20 protein-coding genes are annotated in these 19,397 nt (G+C 69.3%); 7 read left to right on the top strand and 13 right to left on the bottom strand.

The annotated features are described in order from the left end of the window. Together AC1DTW_RS26360 and AC1DTW_RS26355 are read right to left on the bottom strand one after the other, a co-directional pair. Nucleotides 1–609 (bottom strand): peroxiredoxin (locus AC1DTW_RS26360; RefSeq protein WP_477984676.1); only part of this gene is annotated, 609 nt, incomplete at its 3' end. A 91-nt stretch (nucleotides 610–700) separates the two neighbouring features. Then, entirely contained in the window at nucleotides 701–1,408 is a 708-nt protein-coding gene (locus AC1DTW_RS26355; RefSeq protein WP_477984674.1) for a hemerythrin domain-containing protein, read from the bottom strand. Nucleotides 1,409–1,570: 162 nt separating this feature from the next. Here AC1DTW_RS26355 and AC1DTW_RS26350 point away from each other — a divergent pair, with 162 nt between their 5' ends. Then, complete coding sequence (locus AC1DTW_RS26350) at nucleotides 1,571–4,078, top strand: ATP-binding protein (RefSeq protein ID WP_477984672.1); 2,508 nt, start codon at nucleotides 1,571–1,573, stop codon at nucleotides 4,076–4,078. 4 nt (nucleotides 4,079–4,082) lie between these two features. On the opposite strand, the gene AC1DTW_RS26345 is transcribed toward AC1DTW_RS26350, so the two are convergent. Further along, on the bottom strand, nucleotides 4,083–4,868 hold the full coding sequence (locus AC1DTW_RS26345) for a class I SAM-dependent methyltransferase (protein WP_477984670.1): 786 nt from the start codon (nucleotides 4,866–4,868) through the stop codon (nucleotides 4,083–4,085). 56 nt (nucleotides 4,869–4,924) lie between these two features. Continuing rightward, nucleotides 4,925–6,310 (bottom strand): FAD-binding oxidoreductase, encoded by a 1,386-nt coding sequence (locus AC1DTW_RS26340; RefSeq protein WP_477984668.1) that lies wholly within the window; start codon nucleotides 6,308–6,310, stop codon nucleotides 4,925–4,927. 295 nt (nucleotides 6,311–6,605) lie between these two features. On the opposite strand from AC1DTW_RS26340, the gene AC1DTW_RS26335 reads away from it, so the two are divergent. Both AC1DTW_RS26335 and AC1DTW_RS26330 read left to right on the top strand, forming a co-directional pair. Next, nucleotides 6,606–8,012, top strand: coding sequence for a selenium-binding protein SBP56-related protein (locus AC1DTW_RS26335; protein ID WP_477984666.1), 1,407 nt, complete (start codon nucleotides 6,606–6,608; stop codon nucleotides 8,010–8,012). A gap of 1 nt (nucleotide 8,013) precedes the next feature. Beyond that, nucleotides 8,014–8,694: a hypothetical protein gene (locus AC1DTW_RS26330; protein WP_477984664.1), complete on the top strand. Its 681-nt coding sequence runs from the start codon at nucleotides 8,014–8,016 to the stop codon at nucleotides 8,692–8,694. Nucleotides 8,695–8,734: 40 nt separating this feature from the next. Here AC1DTW_RS26330 and AC1DTW_RS26325 read toward each other — a convergent pair whose 3' ends face one another. The 8 genes from AC1DTW_RS26325 to AC1DTW_RS26290 all read right to left on the bottom strand — a co-directional run bounded on the left by AC1DTW_RS26325 (nucleotide 8,735) and on the right by AC1DTW_RS26290 (nucleotide 15,343). Beyond that, nucleotides 8,735–9,148: a GFA family protein gene (locus tag AC1DTW_RS26325; protein ID WP_477984662.1), complete on the bottom strand. Its 414-nt coding sequence runs from the start codon at nucleotides 9,146–9,148 to the stop codon at nucleotides 8,735–8,737. Continuing rightward, complete coding sequence (locus AC1DTW_RS26320; protein ID WP_477984660.1) at nucleotides 9,145–9,636, bottom strand: SRPBCC family protein; 492 nt, start codon at nucleotides 9,634–9,636, stop codon at nucleotides 9,145–9,147. The genes AC1DTW_RS26325 and AC1DTW_RS26320 overlap by 4 nt, the downstream gene beginning before the upstream one ends. Then, nucleotides 9,633–9,932, bottom strand: coding sequence for an ArsR/SmtB family transcription factor (locus AC1DTW_RS26315; protein WP_477984658.1), 300 nt, complete (start codon nucleotides 9,930–9,932; stop codon nucleotides 9,633–9,635). Before AC1DTW_RS26315 ends, AC1DTW_RS26320 begins: the two co-directional genes overlap by 4 nt. Before the next feature lie 94 nt (nucleotides 9,933–10,026). Continuing rightward, a complete protein-coding gene (hydA, locus tag AC1DTW_RS26310) occupies nucleotides 10,027–11,439 on the bottom strand; it encodes a dihydropyrimidinase (RefSeq protein WP_477984656.1) in 1,413 nt (470 codons plus the stop codon). Between the two features lie 27 nt (nucleotides 11,440–11,466). Next, nucleotides 11,467–12,402, bottom strand: coding sequence for a dihydrodipicolinate synthase family protein (locus tag AC1DTW_RS26305; RefSeq protein ID WP_477984654.1), 936 nt, complete (start codon nucleotides 12,400–12,402; stop codon nucleotides 11,467–11,469). Continuing rightward, complete coding sequence (locus tag AC1DTW_RS26300) at nucleotides 12,399–13,535, bottom strand: NAD(P)/FAD-dependent oxidoreductase (RefSeq protein ID WP_477984652.1); 1,137 nt, start codon at nucleotides 13,533–13,535, stop codon at nucleotides 12,399–12,401. The genes AC1DTW_RS26305 and AC1DTW_RS26300 overlap by 4 nt, the downstream gene beginning before the upstream one ends. 37 nt (nucleotides 13,536–13,572) lie before the next feature. After that, on the bottom strand, nucleotides 13,573–15,024 hold the full coding sequence (locus tag AC1DTW_RS26295) for an FAD-dependent oxidoreductase (protein WP_477984650.1): 1,452 nt from the start codon (nucleotides 15,022–15,024) through the stop codon (nucleotides 13,573–13,575). Then, nucleotides 15,017–15,343 (bottom strand): (2Fe-2S)-binding protein, encoded by a 327-nt coding sequence (locus AC1DTW_RS26290; protein ID WP_477984648.1) that lies wholly within the window; start codon nucleotides 15,341–15,343, stop codon nucleotides 15,017–15,019. The genes AC1DTW_RS26295 and AC1DTW_RS26290 overlap by 8 nt, the downstream gene beginning before the upstream one ends. Nucleotides 15,344–15,511: 168 nt before the next feature. Between AC1DTW_RS26290 and AC1DTW_RS26285 the strand changes: the two genes are divergently transcribed. The 4 genes from AC1DTW_RS26285 (at nucleotide 15,512) to AC1DTW_RS26270 (ending at nucleotide 18,502) form a co-directional block, all read left to right on the top strand. Further along, nucleotides 15,512–16,345: a transporter substrate-binding domain-containing protein gene (locus tag AC1DTW_RS26285; protein ID WP_477984646.1), complete on the top strand. Its 834-nt coding sequence runs from the start codon at nucleotides 15,512–15,514 to the stop codon at nucleotides 16,343–16,345. Nucleotides 16,346–16,417: 72 nt separating this feature from the next. Continuing rightward, a complete protein-coding gene (locus tag AC1DTW_RS26280) occupies nucleotides 16,418–17,098 on the top strand; it encodes an amino acid ABC transporter permease (protein WP_477984644.1) in 681 nt (226 codons plus the stop codon). Continuing rightward, nucleotides 17,098–17,787 (top strand): amino acid ABC transporter permease, encoded by a 690-nt coding sequence (locus AC1DTW_RS26275; RefSeq protein ID WP_477984642.1) that lies wholly within the window; start codon nucleotides 17,098–17,100, stop codon nucleotides 17,785–17,787. The genes AC1DTW_RS26280 and AC1DTW_RS26275 overlap by 1 nt, the downstream gene beginning before the upstream one ends. Then, nucleotides 17,765–18,502 (top strand): amino acid ABC transporter ATP-binding protein, encoded by a 738-nt coding sequence (locus tag AC1DTW_RS26270; RefSeq protein WP_477984640.1) that lies wholly within the window; start codon nucleotides 17,765–17,767, stop codon nucleotides 18,500–18,502. The genes AC1DTW_RS26275 and AC1DTW_RS26270 overlap by 23 nt, the downstream gene beginning before the upstream one ends. A 55-nt stretch (nucleotides 18,503–18,557) precedes the next feature. Here the strand turns inward: AC1DTW_RS26270 and AC1DTW_RS26265 are convergent, their stop codons facing one another. Beyond that, nucleotides 18,558–19,331, bottom strand: coding sequence for a GntR family transcriptional regulator (locus AC1DTW_RS26265; RefSeq protein ID WP_477984638.1), 774 nt, complete (start codon nucleotides 19,329–19,331; stop codon nucleotides 18,558–18,560). Between the last annotated feature and the right edge of the window lie 66 nt (nucleotides 19,332–19,397).

The following is a 19,397-nucleotide window of genomic DNA, read 5'->3' as shown; positions in this document are numbered from 1 at the left end:
GAAGCCCGGGAAGGAGGTCGCGGCCTCTTCGTTCGAGACCGCTGCGGTGATGATCACGTCGTCGCCCTGCTTCCAGTTCACCGGCGTGGCGACCTTGTACTTCGCGGTCAGCTGCATCGAGTCGAGCACGCGCAGGATCTCGTCGAAGTTGCGCCCGGTCGTCATCGGGTAGGTCAGCATCAGCTTGATCTTCTTGTCCGGGCCGATCACGAAGACCGAGCGCACGGTGGCGTTGTTGGCCGCGGTGCGSCCGTCGGCGCCGACCTCGTCGGCCGGCAGCATGTTGTAGAGCTTGGCGACCTGCAGATCGGCGTCGCCGATCATCGGGTACGTGACCTTCGCGCCTTGCGTCTCCTCGATGTCGCGCGACCACTCTTCGTGGCGCCCGACCGGGTCGACGCTCAGGCCGATCAGCTTGGCGTTGCGCTTCCTGAACTCGGGCTCGATCTTGGCCATGTAGCCCAGCTCGGTGGTGCACACCGGCGTGAAGTCCTTCGGGTGCGAGAACAGWACCGCCCAGYTGTCGCCGATCCAGTCGTGGAACTTGATCTTGCCCTGGGTGGTCTCGGCCTCGAAATCGGGGGCGGTGTCGTTGATGCGCAGTGACATGTTGGGCTCCGGTTCGCGCGCTCGGTGAAGTGAAAGGCAACCCGCCCGGCGCGGCATGGGTTGGTGGTTGCCTCGGGTCAGAATGGGGTGTTCAGACGGCCAGATCAGGCGTGGATTCCAGGCTCGGGACTTCGGCCAGCACGCCCGCCCAGATTTCCGGCGGCGCCGCAGTGCGGGCCAGGGGCAGATACTGCCTCCACTGCGCCGGCGTGCAGATCGTCTTCAGCGAATGCAGGAACACGCGCGTGGCGCCGACCGGCGTGTTCTTGGCGCTGCCCCAGGCGGCCAGCGACTGGACGCCGTGCGTCACGAAATGGTCGAAACCGCCGTGGGCGATACCGGCCGTCAGACACCAGCTCGCAAACAGCGGTGCCTTCGGCGCGGGCAGACGCGCGACCAGCGGCATCATGATGTCCTCCTCGTGCTTGAGGTGCGCCTCGGCCATCGCGCGGTAGGCCTCGAAGGCGGCGCGCAGTGCATCGGTGCCGCGGGGGATGGCATCGGTCACGGCGGCCTGCATGGCGTGTTCCTGCACATGCTCCTCCTTGAACACCGCCGCGCCGGCGGCGCCGTCGAAGTAGTGGTCCAGCATCGCCGCGCTGCCGCCGCCTGCGCCTTCCACACCGTCCTCCATGGCCGCGTGCACGGCAATCGCGCCGGTGTAGGCCTGCCACGCGGTCGAGAAGCCGGCCACGTCGCCGGCTTCGGCCAAAGGGCTCAGCACCTTCGACAGGTCGTTGCGCAGCACCTCGTGGTAGTTGCGCATCACGGCCGGCACGGAGACTTCGGGTTCGGTCATGGCGGGCTCCTGTACGGACAAGCGGTGGCGATGGAAGAAGTGTGCAGATGTTTGCCGCGCATGTCGTATTCAAAGTTGTTAAACCGGCGGCCTGGAGCGCAACCGGGATGCCGTAAGCTCGATGCCTTCGGGGCGGCCGCCGCAGCGGCCAAGGGGATCGAGTTGACGGGCACCGCAGGCATCGACGCACCGACCCGGCCGCTGCGCTTCGGGCCGGGTGGCCGCTTCGAATTGCGGCCCGCCGAATACCGGCTGCTGGTGGATGGGCAGCCCGCCACGCTGGGCGGCCGCGCGCTGGATCTGTTGATCGCGCTGGCCGCGCGCCCGCATCAGGTTCTGACCAAGAGCGAACTGCTGGGTATCGTCTGGCGCGGTCTTGTCGTCGAGGAGAACAACCTGCGCGTGCAGGTCAACACGCTGCGTCGGCTGCTCGGCGAAGACGCCATCGCGACGGTGCCCGGACGCGGCTACCGCCTGAGCGTCGCGCTGCATGCCGAGCCGGACGCGCCCGCTGCCGCGCCGGTGCGGGAGCCGGCCGGCGCACCCGCGCCGGGCGCCGCCGCGCCGCAGCGCCTGTTCGGCCGCGGCACCGACCTGGCCCGCCTCGAAGACAGGCTCCGCGACGGCAACGGCTGCATCACGCTGACCGGCATGCCGGGCGTGGGCAAGAGCAGCCTGGCGCGGGCCGCGTTGACCCGCTGGCCAGGGCGCAGTGCCTGGGTCGACCTGGCACCGCTGACGCAGGCCGGCCAGGTGGCTGGCGCCATCGCCCGCGCGCTGGGTGCGCAGCTGGACGACGGCGACCCTGCGGCGCAGCTGCTTCGCCTGCTGCCGCAGGACGAGCCGCTGCTGCTCGTGCTCGACAACGCCGAGCACCTGATCGAACGCTGCGCCGAAGCGGCGTCGCAACTGCGGGACGCGCCCCGGCTGCGCTTGCTGGTCACGAGCCAGCTGCCGCTGGCCGTGAACGGCGAGGCGGTGCTGCGCCTCGAACCGCTGCCCGTGACGGATGGGGGCCCGGGCCAGGAAGGCGCGCTGGCACTTCTGATCGACCGCATTGCCGCGGCAGACGCGCGGTTCAAGGTCACCCCCGAAGCGCTGCCCCTGCTGACCGCCCTGTGCCGCCAACTGGACGGCCTGCCGTTGGCGCTGGAGATGGCCGCCGCGCGCGTGCCGCTGATGGGCTTGCGTGCCGTGCACGACGCACTGGCCGAACGCTTTGCACTGCTGTCGCGCGGCCGCCGCGATTCGCCGGCGCGCCACCGCACCTTGCAGGATGCGCTGGCCTGGAGCTATGGGCTTCTGGGGATGCCGGAGCAGCGCCTCTTCCGCGCCCTGGGCGTGTTCGCCGGCGGCTTCACGCTGGACCTGGCGGTGAGCCTCACCGAAGACGAGCACGTCGGGCGCTGGGACATCGTCGACGGCCTGGCCACGCTCGTCGAACGCTCGCTCGTCAGCGTCAGCGGCGACGACCCGCCACGCTACCGGCTGCTCGAGACGATGCGCGCGTATGCGCTCGAGAAGCTGGCGGCGCCGGGCCCGGATGCCGCTGACGAAAACCCCTCCACACGCCGGCGTCATGCTGCGGCGGTGCTGGCGCTGCTGGCGCACGGCGATTCGGAGGCCCAGTGCCTGGCCGAGATGGACAACGTGCGCGAGGCCTTCCTGTGGGCACGCGACCACGACCTGGCGGTGGCGGCCCAGCTGAGCGCCCGCGCGGCGCAGGCGATCGGCTTCACGATCTGGCGCCAGGAGGTCACCGAGTGGATGCTGTCGCTGCGGCCCACGATGGATCAGCCGTCCGGCCAGGCTTTGCCGCTGCAGGCGCAGGCACTGTGGTGGTCGATGCTCGCCTACGTGCTCAACGTCCGCCGCGACAAGACCGCCACGCCCGCGGCGAAGCAGGCCGTGTCGCTGTGGCGCCAACTCGCCAACGCGGCCGAGCTGCTGTCGGCGCTGGTGCACTGGGTGCGTTCGATCACCGAGCCCGGTCCCGAGCTCGATGAAGCCTGTGCCGAACTGCAGCAGCTGGCGGCGACGGGTGTGGCCACGCCCCGAACCGCGCTGCGCGTGCAGGGGGCCCTGGCCGAAGCCGCGCGCGTGCGTGGCGACGACGCTGCGCTGCTGGCCTGCCGCGAGCAGGAATTGCGGCTCGCGCGCGAACAGGGCTGGAACGACATGGCGCAGGCGGCCGAGACCAACGTCTGCGCGGCGCTGATCGACCTCGGCCGCCACGCCGAAGCCGCCGAACGCGCCAGGTCGCTGCTGCAGCGCATCGACGCCGCCGACGGCGACAACAACGCCAACCTGCTCTGGGCGCTGTACATGCTGGGCGAGGCGCTGCTGCCGCTGGGCGCGTTCGCCGAAGCGCGGACTCTCGTGCCCCGACTGCTGGCCGCGGAGAGGCGCTTCGGCACCAGCGTGGCCTGGCGCTGGATCCTCGCGCTGGTCGCGGCACAGGAGCAGCTCGAATCGGCCGGCCGCCTGCTCGGCCATGTGAATCGGCTGAGGTCGGCGCGAACAGACTCGCCGGACCTGGACGAACAGGTCGTGTTGGATCGGGTCGCCGCAGCGGTGCAGGCCCAGCTGGGTGCCGAGACCGCCGCCGCGCTGGCCGCGGAGGGCCGGGGCCTGGATGACGAGGCGGCCGCCGCGCTGGCGATGCGCTAGCGCGCTAGGGCTGGATGCCGCAGACCGCGTTCGCGCGCGCGCTCACGGTCAGCGCGCCGTCGCCGGCCTGCAGTCGGCGGCGCACGTTGGCCTTCACCAGCTCGACGCGGTCGGCCGTCATGGCGTCGAACATCGGTCGAAGCGTGTTGCTGGTCGCACCACTGTTCCAGTAGTCATCGAAGCTGTCGAAGCGGCGCTGGACGGTGAACTGGCAGGTCCGCACCTGGCGCAGCCCGGCCTGCTGCCACAGCGCGCGGGACGCGTCGAGGGTCGACGCCGCGACGCTGGGCGGCAAGCGCGGCGGTGTGCCGAGCTCGCGCATCTCGGCACCGATGGCGGCGAGTGGAAAGCCACCGCCCAGGATGTCCCAGTGGTAAGCGGCCACGACGCCACCGGAGCGCACCGCGCGACACATCTCCGCGACGCCGACGGCCGGCTCCGGCACGAAGAACAGCACCAGCGCCATCACGGCGGCGTCGCCGGCCGCGTCTGCGACCGGCAGCCGCATCGCGTCGCCCTCGCTCCAGGTCACGGGCGCGCCCGCGGGCAGGCGTTTCCGTGCGAAGGCCAGCTGCCCCGGCGACGGGTCGAACGCCTGGACATCGGAAGGCCTGCAGCGTGCGACCAGCAGCTCGGTGAAAGCGCCGTTGCCGCAGCCGACGTCAATCCAGCGCGCTCCGTTCGGCACGCCGATCCAGTCGAGGAAGCGCTCGCCGACGAGCGCGCTCCAGCGACCCATCATGTTTTCGTAGCTCGCGCCGTCGTCGAAGCGGATGGTCGGTTCGACCATGGCGTCTCCCGGAATGTCGGGCGATGATATGCGGCGCCGGCGCGACGCCGGCGCCTTCAGACGGGCTTGATGTTCTGGTTCATCCGGAAGAAGTTCGTCGGGTCGTACTTCTTCTTGAGCGCCACCAGCCGCTGGTACCCCGCCCCGTAGGCGAACTCGATTCGGTCGGTCTCTTCCTGCGTCAAGAAGTTGATGTACGCGCCGGCGCTGGCGAACGGCTGGGACTTGGCGAAGAACTCCCGCGCCCAGGCGATGCAGCGCGCGTCCTCGGCAGCCGACTCCCAGCGGCCGTGCACATTCATCACGTAGTTGGCGTCGCGGCTCGAGTAGGCCATCGCGTCCGGCGCGACGCGCGCCGTCTGGCCGCCGATCGTACCGATGAAGATCTCGCACTGAGGCGACGGCAGCGAGCCGGCATACGCAATGATGGTGTCGATCGCGCCGTCGCTGAGCCGCGAGAAGTTGTGCGACTTCCAATAGTTGCGCGCACCCCGCGTCAGCAGCGGATCGAATGCCTGCTGCCAGGCGGTGTACGGCTGAACCCCGAAGTGCTCGCCGTGCGCCTGGCCGAATCCACGCAGCGTGTCGATCAGCTTCTGGCCCGCCGTGGGCTCGCCCGCGTAACACACGGCGAGCACGATGATCTCTTTGCCGTGGACGTCCACCGGCAGGAATGGCAGGGGGGGTGCCTTGCGGGTGACCATCCAGACATTGAGATCGTCCGGCATCGTCTCGGTGAAACGGGCGAACTGCGTCAGCACCGGCTTCGCCTGGTCAAACGGAAAGGCGATCAACCCGCTCAGCACATCCGGTCCCACGTGATGTAGCTGGAACTCGAAGCTGGTGACGATACCGAAGTTCCCACCGCCACCGCGCAGACCCCAGAAGAGGTCGGCGTTTTCTGTCTCGCTGGCGCGCAGCTGCGTGCCGTCCGACGTGACGACTTCGGCGGAGAGCAGGTTGTCGACCGTCATGCCGTACTTGCGGCTCAACCAGCCGAAGCCGCCGCCGAGCGTCAGGCCCGCCACGCCCGTGGTCGAGTTGATGCCAAGGGGTGTCGCGAGGCCGTGCGCCTGAGCGGCCGCGTCGAAGTCGGCGAGCGTGCATCCGGGCTCCACCTTCGCACGGCGGGCGCCCGGGTCGACCTGGACGCCCTTCATCAGCGACAGGTCGATCATCAGGCCGGCATCGCAGACGGCATTGCCCGCGATGTTGTGCCCGCCGCCTCGGATCGAGACCAGCAGACCATTCTTGCGCCCGAACTTGACCGCCTGGACGACGTCGTCCGACGAAGCGCAGCGCGCGATCAGGGCGGGCCGGCGATCAACCATGGCGTTCCAGATCTGGCGCACCTCGTCGTAGTCTGCATCGCCCGGAAGCAGCACATTGCCCTGGAGCTGCGCCTTCAGCTCGTCGACCATTGCCTGTTGCAACTGCGTCATGTTGGTCTCCTCCATTGACGCCCTTGGCGCCCTTGCCTCTCGAGACTCGATCCGGCCCAGGGGTCCGGCCACTGCTTGAAAGTCAACTTACGCGCTCTTGGGCGGTCTGACAATCCCGCAGCGCCCAGCCCCGAGCCGCCGGGGCCGCCGGGGCCGACAGCGTCCGATCCGAGGCAAGGGTCTAGGGGTTTCGTGCCGCGCACCGCGGCGCAAACTGTCGGGTGATCAGGCCGTGGCGCCAGACGCCCGGACCCTGGTGAACGGCCGGTCGCCTCCCAACCCTGCAGGAGCCGCCATGCTCGAATCGCTGCGTACCGATCCCACCTTCCACCCGTCGCCGCGCCTGGCGATGGAAGCCGAACCCGAGCGCATTGCCTACACCGCGCTGCTGTCGCCCGACGCCTCTCGCCCCGATGCGCTGGCCGTGGTCGACGTCGACCCGGCCTCGCGCAGCTACGGCACCGTGCTGCACCGGCTCGACATGCCGCATCGCGGCGACGAGTTCCACCACTTCGGCTGGAACGCCTGCAGCTCGGCGCTGTCGCCGATGTCCGGCCACGCGTTCCTGAAGCGGCGCTACCTGATCATCCCGGGCATCCGCTCGTCGCGCATCTACGTCGTCGACACGCAGCCCGACCCGACCCGGCCGACGATCGCACGCGTGATCGAGCCCGAGGAGGTCGTGCGCAAGACCGGTTATTCGCGCCCGCACACCGTGCACTGCGGGCCCGAAGGCATCTACATCAGCACGCTCGGTGGCGCCGGTGCCGACGGCACGCAAGGCCCGCCCGGCGTGTTCCTGATGGACTGCGAGAGCTTCGAGATCCTCGGCAAGTGGGAGATCGAGCGCGGGCCGCAGAAGCTGCACTACGACTTCTGGTGGAACCTGCCGCGCGACTACATGGTCTCGAGCGAATGGGGCCTGCCGCCGCAGTTCGAGAACGGCATCAACGCCGAGGACCTGCTGGCCAACAAGTACGGGCACCAGCTGCATTTCTGGGACCTGCGCGGGCGCCGCCACCTGCAGACCATCGACCTCGGCGCGAACCACCAGATGGCGCTGGAGATCCGCCCCGCACACGACCCGACGCGCGAATACGGCTTTCTCGGCGTGGTCGTCGACACGACCAATCTCGAAGGCTCGATCTGGACCTGGTACCGCGAAGGCAGCAAGTTCCATGCGACGAAGACGGCGGTGATCCCGCCCGAACCGGCCGACGTAGCGCTGCTCCCGCCGCTGCTGAAGGGCTTCGGCGCCGTCCCACCGCTGATCAGCGACATCGACCTGTCGCTGGACGATCGCTTTCTCTACGTGGCCTGCTGGGGCACCGGCGAGCTGCGGCAGTACGACGTGGCCGACCCGCTGAAGCCGCGCCTGGCCGGCAGCGTGCACATCGGCGGCATCGCGCGGCGCACCCCGCACCCGAACGGCACCGCGTTCGGCGGCGGGCCGCAGATGACCGAGATCAGTCGCGATGGCAAGCGCGTGTACTTCACCAACTCGCTCTACAGCCGCTGGGACGCGCAGTTCTATCCCGCCGGCGTGCCGGGCCGGCAGGTGATGTGCCATGTCGGTGACGCCGGCGGCATCACGCTCGACGGGAAGTTCGTCGTCGACTTCGGCGCAGACTACGGCGCGCATCAGATCCGCCTGCAAGGCGGCGATTGCTCGACCGATTCGTTCTGCTACCCCTCGGCTTGACATGTTCACTGCCACGACGCTGTGGACCGGCGTCGTGGCGATCGGCATCTACCACGGGCTGAACCCGGCGATGGGCTGGCCGCTGGCGGTGGCCAACGGCCTGGGCGAGAAGCGCGACGCCGCGGTGTTTGCCACGTGGCTGCCGCTGGGTGTCGGCCACCTGCTGGCGATGGCGCTGGTGCTCGTGCCGTTCGCGCTGCTCACCTGGATGCTGGCGTGGGGCCGCGAGATTCGCGTCGGCGCCGGCGCGCTGGTGCTGCTGTTCGGCGTGTCGCGGCTGTTGCTGCGGCGCCATCCGCGCTGGCTCGCGCGTGTCCGGCCGACGCAGCTGGCGCTCTGGTCGTTCCTGATGGCCACTGCGCACGGCGCCGCGTTCATGCTGCTGCCGCTGCTGATGGGGCTGTGCGAGACGCCGGCGGACCCGGCGGCTGCGACGAGCGGCTTCGGTCACGAAGCCGCGATGGGGCTGATGCGCCAGGGCGTGGGCACTGCGGTGACGGTCTCGCTGGTGCACACCGCGGCGATGATCGCGTCGGGGCTCGGCGCCGCATGGGTCGTCTACCGCTACCTCGGCCTGCGTGCGCTGCGCGCCGCCTGGCTCGATCTGGATGTCGTGTGGGCGCTCGGGCTGATCGCGTCGGGTAGCGCTGCGGTCGCGATGGCGCTGTCGTCGACGCATTGAAGGTGGCGACCTGGCGCGGCGCGCGGCGGCGCCCGACAGTTCACCTCGGCGGCATCTTGTCGAATGAGGGCAGGTCTGGATCGAGGCGGTCCCACGCGTGGCCGCGCACGCGGTAGGTCACCATCTGCGGCTTGAATCGGCTCGGATCGTCGAGGCTGGCGGCGTGGACGGTGAAGACATCCGGCATGGCCGCGAACGTCATGGACACCGGCGAACCGCAGGCGGGGCAGAAGGCACGGGTCTTCACGTTGCCGCTGTCGCCGACCATGTCCCAGAGTTTCGCGTCGCCGCTGTGTTTCACGTCCTTGCGCTGGAAGGTCAGATAGGACCCGTGCCCGGTGCCGCTCATGCGCTGGCAATCGCGGCATTGGCAGTCGTTCGACACCAGCGGTTCGCCGGCAATCTCGAAACGGATCGCACCGCAGGCGCATCCACCGGTGTAAGCCTTGTTCATGTCTTCGCTCCTGTCGAACCGTGGTCAGTCGGGTCGTCGGCCAGCGTGCCGATGCGTTTGACGACCGTCCTCCAGCCGCCGCTCATGGTCTTGAAGGCAGAGTCGTTCTTCGGCGTGACGAAGCCGGCGTGCACGAGGCGAAGGCGCGTTCCGCCTTCGACCCTGGAGAGCGTCCAGGTGACGACCGTGTCGAGCGGCGCGCCGTAGCCGACATTCCCCTCGTGTCCGCCCTTCCAGGCATAGACGAGGCGTTCGTTCGGCGTCACCTCCAGCACCTGACAGTGGATGACACCGTCCCAGGCGCCGGCCGAGGTCGTCTGGAAGGTGAAGTGCTTGCCCTGCACCGGCTCGAAGCCCGTCGGCGCCATCAGCCAGCGGCCGATCAGTTCGCCGGTGGTCAGCAGCTTCCAGATCGTCTCGGGCGCATGCGGGAAGACGTCGTCGACCACGATTTGCTGCGTGTCGGCGTGCAAGGCGGCGTCGTTCATGGGTCGATTTCCTTCAGGAGGGTTCGGAGGTCGGCGAATCGCTCGCGCCAGAAGACGCCGTAGTGGCTCATCCAGTCGACGAGCGGCGCGAGCCCCTTGCGCTCGGCGCGATAGAACACGTTTCGGCCCTGCGCGCGATCGGCGACCAGCCCGGCCAGCTTCAGCGAACGCAGATGCTGCGAGATGGCCGACTGCGTCACGCCGCTGCCGTGGGTCAGTTCGGCAACACTGATCTCTTCGGACCGGATGATCCGCTCGAAGACGGCGCGCCGCGTCGGGTCGGCGAGCGTGCGCATGACGGTATCGAGTGGAACGGCTCGGGGCATGGCTTAATATTAGCCGCGACTAACGCATTAGTCAACACTAATTCATCGCCCGCCGAGGCGGCCGCTACCAGCCGCCGGATTCGCCGCGCGGCACGTAGCGCCCGTGGCCGGCTTTGCCGAGCCATCGCGCGCCATCGACGATGAGTTCGCCGCGCAGCAACACCTGGCGCACCTGGCCGGTGACGTGCCTGCCTTCGAAGAGCGTGAAGTCGCAATGGCCGTGCTGCGTTTCGGCCGAGATGACATGCTGCGCGTCGGGGTCGAACAGCACGATGTCGGCATCGCTGCCGACCGCGAGCGTGCCCTTGCGCGGAAACAGACCGAAGAGCTTGGCCGGCGCCGTCGAGGTCAGCTCGACGAAGCGATTGAGCGAGATGCGCCCGGCGCGCACGCCGCCGTCGTACAGCGTCGGCATGCGCGTCTCGACGCCCGGCACGCCGTTCGGAATCTTCGAGAAGTCGTCCTGCCCGTGCGGCTTCTGGTGGACGCGGCCGAGGTGGCCTTCCTTCATGCAGAACGGGCAATGGTCGGTCGACACGAGCTGCAGGTCGTCGGTGCGCAGCGCGGTCCACAGCGCGCGCTGCGACTCCTTCGAGCGCAGCGGCGGGCTCATCACGTAGCGCGCGAGGTCGAAATCGTCGCTGTCGTAGACGCTGTCGTCGAAGAAGAGGTAGTGCGGGCAGGTCTCGGCGAACACCGGCACGCCGAGGTCGCGCGCCTCGATCACATGCTGGAGCGCCTCCTTCGCCGACAGGTGGACGAAGTACACCGGCGCGTCGGCGAGTTCGGCGAGCTTGATGCCGCGGTGCGTGGCCTCGCCTTCCATGATCGAGGGCCGCGTCAGCGCGTGGTACTTCGGCGCCGTGTGGCCCTGCGCCAGCGCTTCCTTGATCAGCAGCTCGATGATCGTGCCGTTCTCGGCGTGCAGCGCGATCATGCCGCCGTGCTGGCCGACCATGCGCATCGCCTGGAAGATCGCCGCGTCGTCGACCATCACCGAGCCCGGGTAGGCCATGAACATCTTGAAGCTCGACACGCCTTCGTGCCGGATCGCATGCTGCATGTCGGCCAGCGCCTGCGCATCGACGCCGGTCACGATGACGTGGAAGCCGTAGTCGATGCAGGCGCCCTCGACGCCCTTCGCGCGCGCGCGCTCGATCGCCTCGAGCACGCTCACGTCCTTGCGCTGGAATGCGAAGTCGACGATCGTCGTCGTGCCACCGAAGGCCGCCGAGCGCGTGCCCGATTCGAAACTGTCGCAGGTGGTCGAGTCGCCGAAGGTGTTGTCCATGTGCGTGTGGGCATCGACACCGCCGGGCAGCACGAGCAGACCGGCCGCGTCGATGCTCTCGACATCGGCGCCGACCTCGAGCGCGCGCCCGATCGCGACGATCTGGCCGTCGTCGATCAGCAGGTCGGCGCGGTAGTCGTCGACGGCCGTGACGATGCGGCCGTTGCGGATGATCTTGCGGGTCATGGTCGGTGGCTCCTGCTGCGCATCGATTCAGCCGGTCACGCCGGCCTCGGCCAGCGCGCGCTCGAGGGCGTTGATTTCGGCCGCGGGCAACGGGCCCATCGGCGCCCGCATCGCATCGCTCGGGAACCGGCCCAGCAGCTTCAGGCAGCTCTTCAGCCTGGCCGTCGCGTAGCCGCCCGGCGCCGTGCCGTAGATGGCTTTCGCGAGCGGGTAGATGCGCTCGTTGATCCGGCGCGCCTCATCGAGATCCTTGCGCCGGATCGCGCGGTCGAGCGCGATGACGATGTCGGGCATCACGGCGGCGAGACTCACCAGACTGCCGTCGCTGCCGATCGCGAAGCAGGTCAGCAGGTGTTCGTCGCCGGAGGCCATCATCGCGACGTGCGGCGCCACGCGCTTCACGAGCCGGCGGTTGGCTTCGTAGGCCGCCGTCTCCCAGCTGCCCTCCTTGATGCCGACGACGTGCGGCAGTTGCGCGAGCTCGGCCAGCACCTCGGGTGGGTAGGCCATGCGGCCGGTGCCGACGCCGGCCTGGTACAGCATCAGCGGCATCCGCGCGTTGGCGTTGGCCACGGTGTGATGCGTCACCGCCATGCGCGCGTCCTGCATCAGCGCCCACGAGTACGGCGGGAACATCAGCACCGCATCGGCGCCGGCCGCTTTCGCGTCGTCGACATGCCGCTGCGCCTCCATGCTGCCCTCGGCGTTGACGCCGCAGACGACGATGGAGCGCGCGCCGCAGACCTCGACCGCGATCTCGGTGATCCGGTGCTTCTCTTCGCGCGACAACAGCGCGTTCTCGCCGGCATGGCCGTTGATCAGCAGGCCGGCCATGCCGTCGACGCAGGCGCTGTCCTCGAGGTGGCGCGCCAGCGTCGTCTCGTCGAGGCTGCCGTCGTCGCGCAGCGGGCACAACGTGGCGGCATAGATGCCGTGGAAGGGGTCGGGTCGTTGAGGAATCATGAAGAGGTTTCAGGCGCCGCGGTCGTCGGCTTGGCCACGAGGCGGGCGGGTTCGAACAGGGGCAGTTCGGGGGCCTGCCCGAGGATGTGCTGGGCCATGATCCGGCCCATGAACGGGCCGCTGGTGTAGCCCGAGTGGGCGCTGCCGATCACGTGGGCATGAGGGACACCCGGGACGTCGCCGATGATCGGCAGCGCGTCGGCCGTCTCGGCTTCGAGGCCCAGCCAGATGCGGACGATCCGGGCCTCGGCCAGCGCCGGCACCGCATGCGCGGCGAGCCGCAGGTTGCCGACGAGGTTCTGCGGCCGGGCCTCGACGCCGCCGCGCTCGCGGTCGCCGTCGCCCTGCCAGCCGCCGCCGATCAGCACCGTGCCGTTCGCGAACTGCTTCAACGACAGCAGCCCGTTGGCCACGCTGAGCACCGTGCGCATCACGGGCCGCAGACGCTCGGTGATGATGAGCTGATTGATCAGCACCTTGATCGGGACCCGGACGCCGAGCCACGCGAGCATCGGCTCGATCCAGACGCCGCCGGCGAGCACGATGCGCTTCGCGCGCAGCGCCGCGCGTGCGTCGGCGGCGAACCTCACGACATGGCCTGCATCACCCGAATCGATCGCCTCGACCGGCGCGTTCTCGACCAGCTCGACCCCGGCGCGCTTCAGCGCATGGCCGAAGGCCCGGCCGGTCAGGTAGGCGCTCGCGAAGCCATCGATCTCGCAATGGCCGGCCTTCAGCAGGCCGGGGTGCAGGCCGGGTTCGATTCTCCGCGCGCGCTCGGCCGAGATGACCTCGATCGGTGCGCCCTGTTCCCGGCGCGCCTTGGCACGCAGTTCGACGAGCTCGCACTCCGCTTCGGTGAAAGCCAGCGTGAGCCCCGGCACCTGCGTGGCGAGCACGCCGATGCCGAGCCACTTCTCGGCGTCCATCCACATCTGCCAGCCGCGCATCGCGTACGGCACGAGCGCGGCCCGTGTCATGTGCAGCGTCAGCGTGCCGGCGTTGACGCCGGACGCCTCGCGGCACAGCGCCCCGCGATCGACGATCGCGACCCGCATGCCGCCCTGCGCCAGGTGCAGCGCGGTCGAGCAACCCATCACGCCGCCCCCGATGACGACCGTGTCGAAGGTCATCGGTGCACCCTGCGGCCGGGGCAGCGAAGCGACGCCTTCATAGCGGCGCCGCCTTCGGGATCGGGATGTCGGCGTAGCTGTACGCGCCGGCCAGCTCGGCCAGCGACACCGGGCGCAGCGGGGCGCGCCCGGTGAAGCAGCCGACCGCCTCGCGACTGCCGACATGCCGAGCCAGCAGCGCCGCGGCGACGTCGCCGCAGCTGCGGCCCTGGCAGGGACCCATGCCGCAGCGTGTCCATGCCTTGAGCTGGTTCACATCGCGCGCACCGTCGCGCGCAGCGGCATCGATCTCGGCGCGCGTGACGTCCTCGCAGCGGCACACGACCGTGTCCGGCGCGATGCCGGCGACCGCGCCGTCGCGCAGCGCCATCAGGCCGGCCATCGCATGCCCGAAGCGCGCGCAACTGCGCCATTGCGATCGCAGGCGATCCCGTTCGCGCGCATCGGCAGCCGCATTGAGGCCGCGACCGAGATCGCGCGCGCAGGCCAGCGCGACGAGCTCGCCGTGTGCGCCTGCCGCAGCCGCTCCGGCGATGCCGGCGCCGTCACCGGCGACGTAGAGGCCCGCCACCGACGTGCGGCCATCGGCGTCGGCATCGGCGATCCAGCCACCTTGTTCGACGGCGTAGCGGTGGCGCGCGCGCAGCAGCCGCGTGACATCGGTGCCGGGCACGAGACCATGCCCGACGGTCACCGCGTCGGCCGCAAACACCGGCGCATGGCCACCGGCCAGCGGCTGGCCGTCGGCACCGACGCACTCGCTGCGGATCGTGAAACCCGGGCCCACGGCCTCGATCGACCGGATGCCGTGCCGATGCAGCACCGGAACGCCCGCAGCGCGCAACTGGGCCCGCCAGCGCAGGCCCTTGCGAAGCAGATCAGGGCGGCCCATCAGCGATGGCAGCGTGCGCAGCCACTCGCCTGCACCGGCCAGATCGAGCACCGCGGCCACCTCCCCGCCGGCCTCGAGAATTCCGCTGGCCACCGCCAGCAGCAACGGCCCGGCGCCGGCCACGAGCGTGCGGCGGCCCGGCCGCATGTTCTGCGACTTCAGAAGGATCGTCGCCGCCGCCAGGCCGATCACGCCGGGCAGCGTCCAGCCCGGGAACGGCACGACGCGCTCGGTCGTTCCGGTGGCGACGATCAGCGCACGAGGCTGCCAGCTGACCGATCCCTCAGGGCCGATCAGATCGGCGCGCAGGCTGCTGCCGACATTCCACAGCTTGTGGCCGAACAGGCTGCGCACGCCCGCGCTGCGCAACTCGGCGCGCAGCGCATCGCCGTCGCGCGCCTCGGCCGACGGCGTGCGGCCTGGCATGCGCACGAAGCCGGGCGGGATCGGCCGCCAGACCTGGCCTCCGGCGTCGTGGTTCTCGTCGACCAGCAGCACGTCGAGCCCGCAGGCCTTGGCGCGCAACGCCGCGCGCGCACCGGCCGGGCCCGCGCCGACCACCAGCACGTCGACGGCGGCGGGCGGCAATTCAGACAATGCGCTGCTCGCGGTAGGAGAGCGTCTCGATCTCGAGCGACGCGGCGACCGGGATCTGGCACGAGCAGACCTTGCGCGCGCCCAGCCAGACGAGGCACTCCTGGCACGACCCCATCATGCAGAAGAGCCCGCGCGGCGCGTGGTCGCGCGGACTGTGCCCGAGCTCGCGCATGCCGGCCGCGAACAGCGCCGCCGCGAGGCTCTCGCCCTCGAACCCGTCGATCGCGCGGCCGTCGACCATGAAGCGGACCGCCCGGGCCCGCCGCACGGCATGCCCGGTGCGCAGGGAAGGGGCTTCTGATGCGGAATGCTTCGTCATCGTGACTGCCTCGGAATCAGGGGCCAGGCCCCGTCGTGACGCGGTTCGCCGAACTCGATGAATTTATTGTATACGTTCCATATATTTTTATTGTACGATTTGCGGACGGCTCGATCCGGCATTTGCCTCGCGTCCCCGCCTCGACCTCTCAAGCTCAGGAGTTCCTCGATGAAGCAGACCCACTTTGCCGCGCGGCGCACTCTTCTGGTGGTGGGGTCGCTGGCCGTCGGCTCGACGCTGCTGTGCCTTTCGGTACCCGCTTCGGCGCACACGCTGGACGAGGTCATCGCGAGCAAGAAGCTGGTCGTCGGCGTCAATCCGACGCTTCCGCCGCTCGGCATCTTCAACGACAAGAACGAGATCGACGGCTTCGACGTCGACATCGCGCGCAAGCTCGGAGAGCTGCTCGGCGTCAAGGTCGAGATCGTGCAGGTCGGCTCGCCGGACCGCATTCCGTTCGTCAGCAGCGGCAAGATCGATGCGGTGCTCGGCGCGATGACCATCACCGCCGAGCGCCAGAAGGTCATCGACTTCACCGTGCCGCTGCACACCGAGGTGCTGGGCGTCCTGACCACCAAGTCCAAGCCCTACAAGGACTGGATGGAGCTCAACGATCCGGCCGTCAGGCTGGTCGAGGTGCGCGGCGCCACGCCGGTCAAGCTGGTGCAGGAGAAGCTTCCGAAGGCGCAGCTGCTGCTGCTCGACAACTACCCGGACGCCGTGCGCGCGATCGCCCAGGGCCGCGCCGACGCGATGATCGACGTGATGGACTTCATGACCGAGCACACCGCGAAGCACAAGGTCGACTGGCGCATCGTCGACGCGCCGATCGACGTGTACTTCTGCGGCATCGGCGTGCAGAAGGGCAACGACGCGCTGCGCGAGAAGCTCAGCGCCGCGATCAAGGAGCTGCATCGCAACGGCTACGTCGACGAGCGCTGGAAGAAGTGGTTCGGCAGCCCGATGCTGCACGACCCGCGCACGGCGCCGACCTACAAGTAAGGCAGCCCGCCGGGGGCGGAGTGCATGGCGCGCAGAATGCCCGGGCGCGCCGCGCACCCTTGACCGACGCCCATGCACTTCGCGATGCATTTCGACTACGCCCCGGTTCTCGAACGCCTGCCCGACCTGGTCGGCGGCGCGTGGCTGAGCCTGCAGATCGCCTTCCTGGCGTTCGCGCTCGGCATGCTGATCGGGTTGGCCGGCGCCTCGGTGCGCGCCTACGGGCCGCGCTGGGCGCGCCGCATCGTCGGCGCCTATGTCGTGTTCTTCACGAACACGCCGCAGCTGGTGCAGATCTTCTTCATCTTCTTCGCGCTGCCCGACGCCGGCGTGCTGCTGACGCCGTTCCAGGCGGTGCTGATCGGCATGACGCTGAACGCGGGCGCGTACCTCACTGAGATCCAGCGCGCCGGCTTCGAGTCGGTGCGCCAGCCCGAGCTCGAGGCGGCCGAGACGCTCGGCTTCTCGCGCCTGCAGGCGATCCGCTACGTGATCGTGCCGCACATCGTGCGCGTGCTGTTCCCGCCGCTGTCGAACCAGTACATCCTGATGACGCTCGGCACCTCGATGGCGGCGGTCTTCGGCGTCGAGGAGCTGACCGGCCGCGCCTACAACATCAACGCCGAGACCTTTCGCTCGATCGAGGTGTTCTCGGTCGCCGCCCTGCTCTACATCGCCATCACGCTGGTCGCCACGGTCTCGCTCGCGTTCGTCGGCAAGCGCTTCTTCCGTGCCCGGATGAGGTGGTTCTGATGGGGGCGCAGATCGCCGATGAGCTGCCGCGCTTCTTCAGCCACTACAACCTGATCTTCTTCGCGAAGGCGCTGGGCACGACCTTCGCCCTCTCGGCGATCGGCTGCATCGTCGGCTTCACCCTCGGCTTCGTGCTCGCCGCCGTTCGCATGACGACGCGGCCCGCCGCCGGGCCGCTGCGCATCGCGGCCATGGCCTTCATCGAGCTGTTCCGGCGCATCCCGTTCCTCGTGACGCTGATGCTGGTGTTCTTCATCTTCCAGGGCCTGAATGCCGACCTGAGCATGTTCAGCGTGGCGCTGATCAGCGTCTGCGTGATCGCGACCGCCTTCATCGCAGAGATCGTGCGCAGCGGGCTCGAGTCGGTGCACCAGAACCAGTGGGATGCGGCGTCGACGCTGAACTTCAGCTACCTGCAGACGCTGCGGATGGTGATCGTGCCGCAGGCCTGGAAGATCATCCTGCCGCCGGTGTTCGGGTTCTTCGTGCTGTTCATCAAGGACACCGCGCTGGCCTCGCAGATCGGCGTGATCGAGCTGGCCTTTGCCGGCAAGACGATGAACAACAAGGGCTTCTCGGCCACGCTGGTCTACGGCACGGTGCTGGCGCTGTACTTCATGCTGTCGTATCCGCTCGCCCGTTTCGGCAACTATCTGGAGAGACGACTTGCCCCAGCTCGAAATCGTTGACCTGAAGGCCAACTACGGCGCGCACACGGTGCTCGAGCGCATCAACCTGTCGGTCGACAAGGGCGAGATCGTCAGCCTGATCGGCCCCTCGGGTTCGGGCAAGAGCACGCTGCTGCGCGTGCTGATGGGCCTGCTGCCGCCGATCGCCGGGCAGGTGCGCATCGACGGGCAGGCGCTCGACTACAACGACCGCGCGCAGCTGCGGCGCATCCGCGCGCAGATGGCGATCGTGTTCCAGCAGTACAACCTGTTCCAGAACATGACCGTGCTCGACAACGTGACGGTCGCGCCGATCAAGGTCAAGGGCCGGCCGCGCGAGCAGGTCGAGGCCTACGCGATCCAGCTGCTCGAGAAGGTCGGGATGGGCGCGAAGCTCGGGTCGTATCCCGACCAGCTCTCGGGGGGCCAGCAGCAGCGCGTGGCCATCGCGCGCGCGCTCGCACTGCAGCCGGGCATCGTGCTGCTCGACGAAGTCACCGCGGCACTCGACCCGGAGCTCGTCAACGAGGTGCTCGACACCGTGCGCCTGCTGGCCGCAGACGGCATGACGATGTTCATCGTCTCGCACGAGATGGGCTTCGTGCGCGAGGTGTCGAGCAAGGTGGTGTTCATGGATGCCGGCCACGTGGTCGAGGCCGGCGACCCGCGGCAGCTCTTCGACGACCCGCGCGAGGCGCGCACGCGCGAGTTCGTCGGCAAGATCCTGCGCCACTGACCGGTTCATCGCAGCGGCCGGCGGCGCATCACGGCGCGCCGGCGGAGGTGCCGGCCTACTGCGGGAAGTCGTCCACCAGCCCGTTGCTGAGGCGCGAGAGCGTGTAGCGGGCGATATTGCGCAGGTGCGCCACCACCGCTTCCTCGGCTGCCTTCTCATGACCCGCGACGTAGGCGTCGAGGATGGCGAGGTGCTCGGCGCGATCGTCCTCGATGCGCTTGAACGGGTCGACCACTTCGAACAGCCGGCACAGCACGCGCAGATGGGCGATGGTCTCGGCCAGCATCGTGTTGCCGGAGGCCCGCGCGAACATCGCGTGGACCTCGTCGTCCGCCTGCCAATGGCTCGAGCCCTGCTGGCTCGAGTCGAGCGCGAGGATGTCCTTGCGCAGGGCCGTCACTTCATCGGCCGGCACCTGCCCCATCGCGAGCGACACGGCCTGCGACTCGAGCCGCTCGCGCACCTGCAGGCATTGAAAGTAATGTGAAGCGGTGATGCGCCGCACGGCGTACGAGCGCGCGTTCGCGCGCACCAGCAGCCCCTCGCCCTCGAGCCGCAGCAAGGCTTCGCGCAGCGGCGTGCGCGACATCTGCAGGCGCTCGGCCAGGTGGCCCTCGACGAGCACCTCGCCGCCGCTGAGCTCGCGCTGCAGGATCAGCCTGCGCACCACGGCATAGGCGCGGTCGGTGAGATTGGACGCGGACTCGGCGGGGTCTGCCGCGGACAGCGCCTCGAGGGCAGTCGACGTCCGGACGATCGGCTTGCGGGGTCGGCCCGGCTTCTTGGCCGCGGCGCGCGCTGGCGCCCGGGCCTCGATCTTGGACTTCATACGTTTTGTCTACAGACTGTGTGCAATCGCTCGAAGCCCACAGCATAAGGCGTAAAGGCGTCGCCC

The organism is Rhizobacter sp. P5_A1, assembly GCF_056400745.1.
Note: the sequence above shows the minus strand (reverse complement) of the source record. Positions and strands in the feature narration are given on the sequence as shown.